The following is an 11,246-nucleotide window of genomic DNA, read 5'->3' as shown; positions in this document are numbered from 1 at the left end:
GTCTAAAACCTACGCCAATAGCGGATTGCTCGTAAAGCCAAGGTTGTATTCTTAACTCTCGAGATTGGTTGTGTATGAATGGGTTACAGCATGTGTCACAGCCGTGTGCCCTCTGAGACACGACGTCTCAAGTTGGTGAGAAACGGCCGAGGCCAGGTTTCTTCACCCAATTCCTGTTACGGATGTCGCGCGGGGATCCCCCTCTGGCATTGGCGCCTGGGGACATCCTCTCAGGCCTGTCTGACACTTGTGAGGCTCCGCCGTGTCCCTTGCTCCTGGGCCAGTGCGCGTCTTCCGTCATGAATCGGAATACGGCCGCTGGGGGCGACTTCGGGCTGTTGCTCCGGATTCTCGACGCACGAGACGCTTGTGTCGCCGCATGTCACAAGGACCGCTTCGTCGCCGGATGGGATGAATCATTCTCACTCACTGAGACGCCGGGCGTGATGTGAGGCATCCATGTCTACTTCACGCCCGTGGAGTGGGGGATGCCGCCCAAGCTGCTGGCCCGGCTCCAACCGCCAGACCACGGCGGCCTTCGCGGCGACTGAGCGCGGACGTTGACGAGTCAAACACCGCCGGAGCATCCGCTTTCCCGCACCGCTTGACTCCCCTAGGGTGCCGCGCCACCGATGCCAGCCGAAGTCACTGTTCAATCAACGTTGTTCGAATCCCTGGTCCGCCTGGCGCAACCCGACGCGAAGCTCCAGGCCGAGTTCCTGGCCGCGGGCTTCGACATGGACAAGCCCCGCGCCACCTATCCGGCGGCCGTGTTCGTGGGGTGTCAGGACGCGACGGTGCGCTACCGCTACCAGGGCATGGACCGTCAGTCGGCCTACCGGACCCTGGGGCAGGAGCTGGTGCGCAGCTACTTCGACACCCTGGTGGGCAAGGTGGTGGGCATTGCCCTCAAGGTGGCCGGGCCCGAGCGCGCCATGAAGCGCGTGTCGCTGAGCTTCAGCTCCGTCTTCTCCCCAGTGGACATCCAGGTGGAGTCCCTGGGGCCGGCGGACTGGCGCGTCCGCTTCCGGGGCTACCCCTTCCCGGCGGAGGCCGCCGCGGGCACCTGTGAAGGTGCGCTGCGGCAGGCCGGCGCCACCGAGCCCCAGGCGAACGTGGAGCGCTACGAGCCGCCCGACGGCTTCGACCTGCGCATTCGCTGGAGCTGACCCGTCAGGGCGTGGACGGGCGCCCCAGCGCTACCGCGGACGTGACGGAGGGCTCCGTCACGTTGTCGGTGGACGTGCGGTCGATGAGCACGTTGAGCGGGTCGATGCCCACCTGGACGGGCTTCACGGGAACGGTGAAGGTGAACTCCGATTCGCCCTTCGTCACCCGGCGCTTCTCCAGGAAGATGGCCTCGCCGCGCTCGTCGAGCGCGCCCACGTCCATCCAGTCGTTGAAGTCCACCTCCGTCTGTTCGCCCTTCTCATCGGCGCGGTACTTCTTCGACTTCACCTTGAGGGTGACGTCCCAGGTGCCCTGGTCGTTCTGCCGCACCTGCGCGGAGACGGCGCGGTTGTCGTAGAGGGTGATGTTCTCGAACAGGTCCTTGATGAGGTACTGGTACTCCGGCGGCGTCTCCTCCCGGAGGAAGCTCAGTAGCTCGGAGGAGCCGGTGTACGGCGGGCCCTGGAAGCGGACCTTCTCCACGTAGCGGCGCAGGGCGCGGTTCACCCGCTCCTCGCCGATGAAGTCCTGCAGCGCGTACATGACGAGGCTGCCCTTCTGGTAGTGGATGTACATCTGCTGTTCCACCCGTGCCAGCGGCACCTCCTTCTTCGATTCGAACGCGCGGGCAGCGAGGTAGCGGTCCAGCTCGAACTTGAGGAAGCGCTTCATCTTCTTCGGCCCGAAGCGGTGCTTCATCACCATCAGCGCGGCGTACTGCGACATCGTCTCCGACGTCATCGTGGCGCCCTGCGCGCGCGCGCCCACCACCTGGTGCGCCCACCACTGGTGGGCAATCTCGTGCGCGGTGACGTAGTACGGGTAGTCCACGTCGTCGGCGCGTCCGTCCTCCACGCGGGCGATGAAGCCCAGCGCCTCCGAATACGGAATCGTATTGGGGAAGGACTGGGCGAAGCTCGCGTAGCGGGGGAACTCCAGGATGCGGGCCTGCCGGTGCTGATACGGCCCGAAGTTCTCGCTGCAGTACTCCAGCGTGTCCTTCATGCCGCGCATCATCCGGTCCAGCGCGAAGGTGTGCGTGGGGTGGTGGTAGATTTCCAGCTTCACGTCGCGCCACGTGTCGCGCATCACCTCGTAGCGCGCGGACAGGACGGAGAAGAAGTTGAGGATGGGTTTGTCCATCCGGTAGTGGAAGAAGCGGCGGTTGCCCTCGGTCCACTCCTTCTCCAGGTAACCCGGGGCAATGGCAATCTGGTCCTTCGCCGTGCTCACCGTGGCCTCGAAGGCGATGAAGTCCGAGTCCTGGCGGATGTAGTTGTCCTGCTTCGCCTTCGGGTCGTCGCGGTCCGGGAGGCGCTCGCGAGGCGGCAGGCCGTAGTCCTTGCGGTCCCGGTCGTCCTCCAGCTCGGCGCCCTTCTGGTAGCCCAGCACCGGCAGGTTCATGTTGTCGAAGAAGGTGCCGTTGCCCACGATGTCCGTGCGCGCCCCGCCGTGCTTGAAGCCCTTCGTGCCGAACTCCAGGTCGAACACGATGGCGGAGTCGGCGCCGGGCGCCAGCGGCGTGGGCAGCTCGTAGATGAAGATGCCGAGCTCGGCGTCATGCATGGCGGGCTTCGTCACGCCCGCCAGGGACAGGCCGCGCACCCGGGCGTCGTCCGGCAGGGTGAGCATCACCTTGGAGATGGGCGCGTCGGTCTTGTTGCGGATGCGGTAGCTGCCCAGGGCCTCCAGGCGCAGCGCTTCCGGGTGGATGTGGAAGGTGACCTTCGCGGCGGTGATGCGTGGGTGGGGCAGGGCGGCGTAGGACGCGTACTCTTTTTCGTAGCGGGCCTGCTGCCGCTCCCGGTCCTTCCGCGTGATGTATGGGTTGAGGATGTGGGTGTTGTAATAGATGAACGCGCCCGCCCCGATGAAGACGCAGAGCGACAGCGCCGCGGCCGCCGTCCACGCGCCCGTGCGCCGAGCCTTGGCTGCCGCCCAGCGCTGCTTCCAGCGCGTCTCCAGGCCCCGGACCGTGAGCAGGTAGCCCACCGCTACGAGCAGCGCCGCCAGCCCGTACCAGTAGACGCGGTACCAGACGAGCGCGGGGATGATGCTGCCGAAGCGGTTCAGGTCGGAGTAGCGGAGTGTGGGCTCGGAGCCGTAGCGGACCAGCAAGTCTTCCACGCCCATCAGGCCCAGCGCGGCCTGGAGGACGAAGTAGAGCACCATCACCAGGTACGCCAGGTACTTCTGATGGATGAGCACCTGCGCGAAGAAGGCCAGCACGCACAACAGCGCGTCATGCGGGAAGTCCAGCAGGAAGAGCTGCGTGGCGTAGAGGTTCCACTCGATGTCCACGTAGCCGCGAAGCACCTGGGAGAGCAGCGCGGACAGCAGCGCCACGACCTTCAGCGAGAAGGCCACGAGCAGCAGCGCCCCCAGCTTCGCGCCATAGGTGACCCAGGACGGCACGCGCGTGGCGTCCACGATGTCAGCCAGCCCCGCGTCGCGCTCCTTCCACACCAGCTCACCTGCATAGAAGGTGATGGTGATGAGCAGGAAGGGCTGGAACGTTCGCGTGGCCGTCTCCAGCACCTGCCACGTCACCGGCCAGGTGGCGGTGCCGTATATCTGCTTCGAGATGGAGATGCCCATGGTGCCCATGGCCAGCCCCGCCACGACGAAGGACCAGAACACCGGGGAGCGGAGGATGTCGCGGTAGGCCAGCCAGGAGGTGGCGAAGGCCGTGCGCAGCCAACTGCCCGTCGTGGGCGCCGCCAGGGTGGTGGGGATGGCGACCGGGGCGGAGGCCTCCTGCTCCTTGTGCGTGCCGCGTCCCCGCTGCTCCTCCACGGTGGTGCGGAAGCGCAGGACGGCCAGCCCCAGGAGCGCGGCGCCCACGACGCTCCACAGCAACCGGTTGGCGAGCAGCAGCCCGGCGAAGGGGACGTGGTCCTGGTTGCGCTCGGCCGCCGTCCAGTAGCGGGTCGCGTTCTCGAAGGTGAGGAAGCCGAACGGGTCCAGCAGGGACGCCAGGTCTTGGTGCTGCACGTCGGACATGGCGGCGCTGAGCGTCAGGTACCCCATCACCAGCACCACGACGCCCACGTACACGGGGGCCATGCGCCGCGTCAGAGCGGCCAGCGCGAAGAAGACGGCGCCGGCGAAGAAGAGCGTGGGCCAGACGCCGATGACGTAGGGCCAGAGGTAGGACGTGAGCTGGAACGGAGCGAGCCGCTCGGCATCCACCAGCCACACGCCCGCGGCGCCCACCATCAGCCCGGGGATGATGGCCAGCATCAGCACCGCGCTGAAGAGGTACGCGCCCAGGAACCGGCCGAGCAGGTACGGGCCCTTCTTCACGTTCTTCGTGAAGATGAGCATCCACGTGTTGTGGCCGAAGTCCTGGTAGGCGGCCTGGCCGAAGACGGCGGCCACCATGAAGAGGCCGAAGTAGGCCAGGCTGATGGTGAAGCTGAAGACGGTGTGCGGGCTGTTGACGCGGACCAGCTCCGGGCCCGACGCCACCGAGAACCCCTTGAACACGGCGCCAATCGCCAGCGTCATCAGCGCGGCGGCGGCGGCCAGCACCAGGGCGTAGACCCAGGTGGAGATCATCTTCACCCGGCGCCGCAATTCGAAGGTCAGGAGGGCGGTGAACATGGCGGGCCCTCAGGGCTGCTTGGATGCCCGGGCGAGCGCGTGGAAGTACACGTCCTCCAGGTCGGGGCTGGCGGGCTCGAAGCCCTCTGGCGGGGACTCCGCGTAGACGTGGACCAGTCGCTGACCGGCCACGCGCCGCACGGCGATGACCTCCAACTGTTTCATGAGCGCGTCCAGCTCCTCCTGGTGGGTGACGAAGCGCTTCCACACGCGCTGGTGCAGGGACTCCACCAGCTTCAGTGGGTGGCCGCTGGCCACGACGTTCCCCTGGGCGAGGATGGCCATGTTCTGACAGAGGTCCGCCACGTCGGAGACGATGTGCGTGGACAGCAGCACCACCACATCGGTGCTGATCTCCGCCAGCAGGTTGTGGAAGCGGAAGCGCTCGGCGGGGTCGAGCCCGGCGGTGGGCTCGTCCACGATGAGCAGCTTGGGATTGCCGAGCAGGGCCTGGGCGATGCCGAAGCGCTGCTTCATGCCGCCGGAGAATCCACCGAGCCGCCGGTCGCGATGCTCCCAGAGGTTCGTCTTCTGGAGGAGCGCCTTCACCGTGTCATGGCGCGGGCCGCGCTGGGCCAGGCCCTTGAGCTGGGCCAGATGGTCCAGCATGTCCCAGGCCGTCACCTTGGGGTACACGCCGAAGTCCTGTGGGAGGTAACCCAGCACCTCGCGCAGCCGGTCCTTGTCCCGGCGCAGGTCGATGCCGTCGAAGGTCATGGTGCCCGCGTCCACGTCCTGCAGCGTCGCGATGCTCCGCATCAGCGTGGATTTGCCGGCGCCGTTGGGCCCGAGCAGCCCAAACATTCCGCGCGGAATCGTGAGGTTGACACCCTGCAACGCACGGGTGCCGTTGGGGTACGTCTTCGACACGCCTTCCAGTCTGAGCTCCATGGCGGCGAACCTAGCCCAGTCCTCAGGACCGATGCGTGGAGCGCGTGGCGTCGTTACCATGTAGGCATGCCCTTTTCTCGCCGGACCTCCACCGCCTCCGCGGCCGTCGCCTTCCTCCTGGGGGCCTGCGGAGAGGGGGACCCGGTCATGCTGGAGGCGGTGGCCGCGAGCTGCTCGGGCGCTCCGCCGCAACACCTGGACCGGTTGCCGTCCGGCGCCATGGTGCTCAATGCCTACTTCCTGCAGGAAGAGGCCACCCGGGACGCGCGGCGGGGGGCGGCAGAGTCCCCGGTGCTGGAAGAGGTGCTCGCCAAGGCCTCCGCGCTGGGCGTGCGCGCGCTGCGCACCAACGGACACAACGACGCGCTGTCGAAGGTGGGGGACACCGCCATCCAGGTGGCGCCGCTGGAGTATGACGAGGTGGCCCTGGTCGGCCTGGATTGGGTGCTCACCCGCGCCCGCTTCCATGGCGTTCGCCTGGTGCTGACGCTGGGGAACTACTGGGATGCATACGGGGGCGCGCGCCAGTACGTTGCGTGGGCGGGACTCCCCCGGCCCGTGGAAGGGGATGCTCGGTTCTTCACCGACCCGGTGGTGGTGGCGCACTTCAAGGCGCATGTGGCGCGGTTGCTCAACCGGGTGAACACGGTGGACGGCATCCGCTATGGCGACCACCCGGCCGTCCTGGCCTGGGAGCTGCTCAACGAGCCGCGGGGACGGGGGCTGGACAAGGAAGGGGCGCGGCTGCGCGCGTGGATTGATGACGTGGCGCGCGAGGTGAAGAAGCACGCGCCTGGCCACCTGGTGGGGACAGGGGAGGAGGGCTTCGAGCCGTCTCCCGACGGGTACGACCCTGGCTTCTGGTCCCGCTCCGGGTCGCCGGTGCTTCGCACGCCGGGGGCCAGCTTCACGCGCAACACGGCGTCCCCGTACATCGACTTCGCGTCGGTGCACTTCTATCCGGAGTCCTGGGGCCTGGGCGGCATCGACACGGCCGAGGCCGGCGCCCGGTGGATTCGGGAGCACGCCGCCATCGCCCGGAACCTGGGCAAGCCCTTGTTCGTGGGCGAGCTGGGGCTGCGCAACGAGGGCACGTTCGACGTGTCGCAGCGGCGCGCGCTCTATCGCGGCTGGCTGGAGTGCATGCGGAAGGAAGGCGTCGGCGCGGGGGCGCTGTGGATGTTCTCCAACGACGCCCGGCCGGAGGCCTGGGACGACTACACCTTCTATTACCGGGACGGCACGCAGCCGGGAGATCCGGTCAACCAGTACGCGGACCTGGTCATGGAGGCCGCCGCCGCGGAGCGTCCGGGCGCGGCGGTCTCCACGGGGCGCTGAGCGCGGGCGCTCCGGATCAGACGGAGATGAGGCCCTTGCGGATGCCTTCGGTGACGGCCTCCACGCGGTTGGTGACCTCCAGCTTCCGGTAGATGTGCTCCAGGTGCGTGCGGATGGTGGCCTTGCTGAGGTCGAGCAGGCGCGCCGCCTCGCTGTTGGACACGCCCTTGGCGATGAGCTGGAGGATTTCGCGCTCGCGGTCCGACAGCGGCTTGAGCAGGGGCTCCTGGGGCAGGTCGCTGGCTGACGGCTCCGGCGCGGTGGGCGGCGAGACCAGGGGGCTGGCGTCGGGCTCCACGCGGAAGTGACGGAGCAGCCGGCGGGCCAGGTTGGGCTGGATGACGGTGCCGCCCGCGCGGACCTCCTTGATGGCCTCGATGATCTTGTCCACCGGGGCGCCCTTGAGCAGGTAGCCGGAGGCGCCCGCCTTCACGGCCTCCAGCACTTTGTCCTCCTCGTCGAAGATGGTGAAGATGAGGATTTCAATCTTCGGGAAGCGCGCCTTCACCTCGCGCGTCACGTCGATGCCGCTCATGCGGGGCAGGCCCAGGTCGAGCAGCAGCACGTCCGGCATCAGCTTGGGCACTTCCTCCAGCGCGGCTTCACCGGAGAGCGCGGTGCCGATGATGTCCATCTCCGGGTGGTTCTCGAAGAGGCGGAGCTGGTTCTTGAGGATCTTCGTTTGATCCTCGACCACGAAGACGCGAATGGGAGGCGAATCAGGAGGCTGCGGGGCGTCCACGGGAGCTCCGGTCATGACGGGCGACAGGGAAGGGAGAATGCCACCTGGGCGCCAGCGCCGGGTGACGAGTCCACGATGAGCTGGCCACCGAGCTTCATGGCGCGCTCACGCATGTTCAACAGGCCGTAGTGGCCGCGCGGCGTCCGGGAAGGGTCGAAGCCCTTGCCGTCGTCGCGTACGACGAGGTTGACACGGTCCTCGCTGAAGTCGAGCCGCACCTGGACGCCCTTGGCCTCCGCGTGCTTCACCGCGTTGGACAGCGACTCCTGGAGGATGCGGAACAGCGCCAGCTGCGCGTCCGGGTCCAGCTTGCGCTGGAGCCCGGTGCGCTCGAAGCGGATGTCCAGGCCGGTGCGCTCGCGGAACGTCTTCGCGTAGTCCTCCAGGCCCTGCGCCAGCTCGAAGTCCTCGCGCATCATCCGCAGGCTGCGCCGCAGCTCCTCGATGGACTCCTCCGCGGTGAGCTTCAGCTCGCGGATCTCCTCGCGCAGGGCCTCCTCGCGCGCGAGGTTCAGGATGTATTCGGACTGGATGATCATCGACGACAGGGACGCGCCCAGGCCGTCGTGGATCTCCCGGGCCATCCGGTTGCGCTCCTCCACCACCGCCAGCTCCTTGAGGTCTCCCTGGAGCGACACGACCTCGCGGTGCGCGGCGGCCTCGCGCTCGTTCAGGTACACGAGCACGTAGACGATGATGAAGTTGAGCGCCAGGTACCAGAGCAGGGTCAGCAGCTCCACCGCCGTCACGGAGCGGTTGAGGAGCAGGTCCAGCCGGGTGGTGATGGGCAGCGCCAGCAGCGGTGGGAGGATCGCCAGCGGCTTGGGAAAGAGGATGGCGAAGAGCGTGGTGAAGAGCAGCTGCGTGGCCAGCAGCGGGCTCTGGAGACCGCCGCCGACGTGCGGCTTGGCGATGAGCACCACGCTGATGGTCACGTCCAGGCAGAGGGTGATGTACGTCACCCAGCGGCCGGCCTTGGGGTGGTCGATGACCAGGAGATTGGCGACGCTGTAGAGCAGCATCGCGAAGTAGCCCACGAAGGAGAAGGGCCCGGTGAGGCCGAAGTAGCCGCTCCAGGCCGGCACCGCGAGGATGAGCAGGCCCAGCGTGAGGAACATCATCCGCGCGTAGAAGAGCGCGCGGGCCCGGGCCACGAAGCGGTCCTGCTCCCACGAGGCGGCGGCCTGCTCCGCCGACACGCTGTCCGTCAGCTTGCGGCGCTCCAGGACCTTCCGCACCCGGGCGCGCAGGTCGTTGGCAGGCGTTTCCTCGCTCAATGCGAGTTGGGAATCCATTCGCCCGGCAGTCTACGGGAGCAACCGGGGGGCCGGGAATCCCGGAGGTGGCCCGCCCCGCTTTCTGGGGGGCGAGGGGGCAGGCCCCACGCCGGGCGGAAGCACCGCGTTACTCCGCGGAAGCGTCACCCGCGCACGCCTGGCGGACCTCGGGCTTGTTCTTGAAGATGAAGTCCAGCCGGTCGATCTGCTCGCCCGTGCGCTCGTTGAAGAGGGGCGTGCCGCCCGCGTACATGCTGCCCTCCGGGTTGCCGTACGCGTCCAGCCCCTGCTTCTGGAGCCACGAGTCCACGCAGGCCTCCTGGGCCGCGCGCGCCGTGCTGCCGGAGCCCGCGTCCTCGGCGCGCAGGGCCCCCTTGCTGGCGCCGGTGCGCGCGGCTTCGTCCGTCGCGGCGGAGGCGTCGGTGGGCCCCGGGGCCTCGCCCGACTTGCGGGTGCAGCCAGGAGCCAGGAAGAGGACAGCGGAAAAGACGAGCACGCCGGTCAGGTTTTTCATATGTCCTGGCAGGTGGGGGCCGCGCGGACGCGGGACGGTGAAGAGACACCTGCGCCCTTCTGCATGGTGGTACGCAGGCGGCCCCACCATATTCGTTTCCGACCGCGTGGAGCAGTCATCCGATGCATGGCCACGGTACAGACCATCACCCCCGAATCCCCCATGCGTCCCGGCTGGAGCGCGCGCGCGTACTGCTGGTGGGGGCTGGCGGACTTGGATGCCCGGCGTCGTTGGCGCTGGCCCAGGCCGGTGTCGGGCACCTGACGCTGGCGGATCCGGACCGCGTGGACGTGACGAACCTGCCGCGCCAGCTCTGGCACCGGGGCGAAGACGTGGGCCGGAACAAGGCGGAGTCCGCGACGGCGGGCCTGGCGCGGGCCTTTCCCGGCCTGAGCACGGAGGCCATCCCCGAGCGCGTGGACGCGAGCAACGCGGAGGGGCTGTTCCGCGCGCACGACGCCGTCATCGACGCCACGGATGGCGTGGCCACCAAGTTCTTCCTGTCGGACGTGGCGGTGCTGACGGGCGTGCCGCTCATCTATGGCGGTGTGCTGCGCATGCAGGGCCAGGCGATGCGCGTGGACCCGGGGGGGCCGTGTCTGCGCTGCCTCTATGAAGCGCCGCCTCCGCCGGACGCCGTGCCCACGTGTGCCCAGGCGGGGGTGCTCGGCTCGCTGGCGGGGCTGGTGGGCGCGGTGCAGGCCCTGCTGGCGCTGGAGCTGCTGTCGGGCGCCGCGCGAGGCGGGCAGGGCGAGGCCACGCTGCACGTGTTGGATGCGGTGTCGATCCTGGGCCGGCGGACGCGCGTGGCGCGGGCCCCGGACTGCGAGGGCTGTCGCGTCACGGCCATCCCCGCGTACCCTGAGTCTCCGGAGGCGTGCGCGACATGACGGCGAGGCTGGACATCACCCGCGAGGTCTGTCCGATGACCTACGTGCGGACGAAGCTGAAGTTGGAATCACTGGAGCCGGGCACGTTGCTGGAGGTGCTCCTTCGGGGCACCGAGCCGCTGAAGAACGTGCCTCGCAACGCGCGCGACGAGGGCCACGAGGTCGTGTCCCTGGACGCGCTCCCGGACGGGACGCACCGGCTGGTGCTCCGCAAGCAAGGCAGGTGAGTGAGTCATGGCGACCCTTCGTATTCCTACTCCGATGCGGGGCTTCACCGGCAACCAGGCGGAAGTCGCAGCCCCCGGCGCCACCGTGCGTGAGGTGCTGAAGAACCTGGACGCGCGCCACCCGGGCATTGGCGGCCGGGTGTTCGACGAGCGCGGCGCGGTGCGGCGCTACGTCAACGTGTTCCTCAACGACGAGGACATCCGCGCGCTGAACGGGTTGGACACGCCGGTGAAGGACGCTGACCGCATCACCCTCATCCCCGCCATGGCGGGGGGCTGACGGCCATGGCGCTGCGCGAAGATCAGATCCTGCGCTACTCCCGGCAGATCCTCCTGCGAGAGGTGGGCGGACGTGGCCAGGAGTCCCTGCTCGCGGGCACGGCGCGGTTGGATGGCATTGGCGCGTCGGGGCTGACGGCGGCGGCGTACCTGGCGGGAGGTGGCACGCCGGTGACGGGAGCGGGCTCGCTGACGCTGGGGCCCTGGGCGCCGGGCTTCCTGATGGGGCCTTCCGACGTGGGCCTGCCCGTGACGGAGGCGCTGGCCCGCGAGGTGCCCGCGCTGAACCCGGACGCGGGCGCGGTGGGGCAG

At 68.5% G+C, this 11,246-nt stretch carries 10 protein-coding genes and 1 pseudogene; 6 read left to right on the top strand and 5 right to left on the bottom strand.

Annotated elements, in window-relative coordinates:
• Positions 1-632 precede the first annotated feature (632 nt).
• The gene (locus FL344_RS17825) at positions 633-1,169 is read left to right on the top strand and encodes a DUF2378 family protein (RefSeq protein ID WP_141619369.1); all 537 of its coding nucleotides are present in this window, start codon (positions 633-635) and stop codon (positions 1,167-1,169) included.
• 4 nt (positions 1,170-1,173) lie between these two features.
• On the opposite strand, the gene FL344_RS17820 is transcribed toward FL344_RS17825, so the two are convergent.
• Both FL344_RS17820 and FL344_RS17815 read right to left on the bottom strand, forming a co-directional pair.
• Complete coding sequence (locus FL344_RS17820; protein WP_141619368.1) at positions 1,174-4,776, bottom strand: M1 family aminopeptidase; 3,603 nt, start codon at positions 4,774-4,776, stop codon at positions 1,174-1,176.
• A 9-nt stretch (positions 4,777-4,785) separates the two neighbouring features.
• Positions 4,786-5,667, bottom strand: coding sequence for an ABC transporter ATP-binding protein (locus FL344_RS17815; protein ID WP_011554081.1), 882 nt, complete (start codon positions 5,665-5,667; stop codon positions 4,786-4,788).
• A 66-nt stretch (positions 5,668-5,733) separates the two neighbouring features.
• On the opposite strand from FL344_RS17815, the gene FL344_RS17810 reads away from it, so the two are divergent.
• Entirely contained in the window at positions 5,734-7,005 is a 1,272-nt protein-coding gene (locus tag FL344_RS17810) for a cellulase family glycosylhydrolase (RefSeq protein ID WP_141619367.1), read from the top strand.
• A 16-nt stretch (positions 7,006-7,021) separates the two neighbouring features.
• On the opposite strand, the gene FL344_RS17805 is transcribed toward FL344_RS17810, so the two are convergent.
• From FL344_RS17805 to FL344_RS17795, 3 genes are all read right to left on the bottom strand, one after another.
• A complete protein-coding gene (locus FL344_RS17805) occupies positions 7,022-7,762 on the bottom strand; it encodes a response regulator transcription factor (protein WP_141592653.1) in 741 nt (246 codons plus the stop codon).
• Complete coding sequence (locus FL344_RS17800; RefSeq protein ID WP_090490527.1) at positions 7,759-9,042, bottom strand: sensor histidine kinase; 1,284 nt, start codon at positions 9,040-9,042, stop codon at positions 7,759-7,761. Before FL344_RS17800 ends, FL344_RS17805 begins: the two co-directional genes overlap by 4 nt.
• A gap of 109 nt (positions 9,043-9,151) precedes the next feature.
• Entirely contained in the window at positions 9,152-9,538 is a 387-nt protein-coding gene (locus FL344_RS17795; protein WP_228565146.1) for a hypothetical protein, read from the bottom strand.
• Positions 9,539-9,660: 122 nt separating this feature from the next.
• Here FL344_RS17795 and FL344_RS17790 point away from each other — a divergent pair, with 122 nt between their 5' ends.
• The 4 genes and pseudogenes from FL344_RS17790 to FL344_RS17775 all read left to right on the top strand — a co-directional run.
• On the top strand, positions 9,661-10,428 hold the full coding sequence (locus tag FL344_RS17790; RefSeq protein WP_141619365.1) for a HesA/MoeB/ThiF family protein: 768 nt from the start codon (positions 9,661-9,663) through the stop codon (positions 10,426-10,428).
• Positions 10,416-10,655: a sulfurtransferase TusA family protein gene (locus FL344_RS17785; RefSeq protein ID WP_011554075.1), complete on the top strand. Its 240-nt coding sequence runs from the start codon at positions 10,416-10,418 to the stop codon at positions 10,653-10,655. Before FL344_RS17790 ends, FL344_RS17785 begins: the two co-directional genes overlap by 13 nt.
• Positions 10,656-10,662: 7 nt before the next feature.
• Positions 10,663-10,935 (top strand): ubiquitin-like small modifier protein 1, encoded by a 273-nt coding sequence (locus FL344_RS17780; protein ID WP_141619364.1) that lies wholly within the window; start codon positions 10,663-10,665, stop codon positions 10,933-10,935.
• 5 nt (positions 10,936-10,940) lie between these two features.
• A pseudogene (locus FL344_RS17775) lies at positions 10,941-11,246 on the top strand (ThiF family adenylyltransferase); the annotation flags it as partial.

This window comes from Myxococcus sp. AB036A (assembly GCF_006547355.1).
Taxonomy (GTDB): Bacteria; Myxococcota; Myxococcia; order Myxococcales; family Myxococcaceae; genus Myxococcus; species Myxococcus virescens.
The sequence above is the reverse complement of the archived record's forward strand: the minus strand, read 5'-3'. Positions and strand labels throughout refer to the sequence as shown.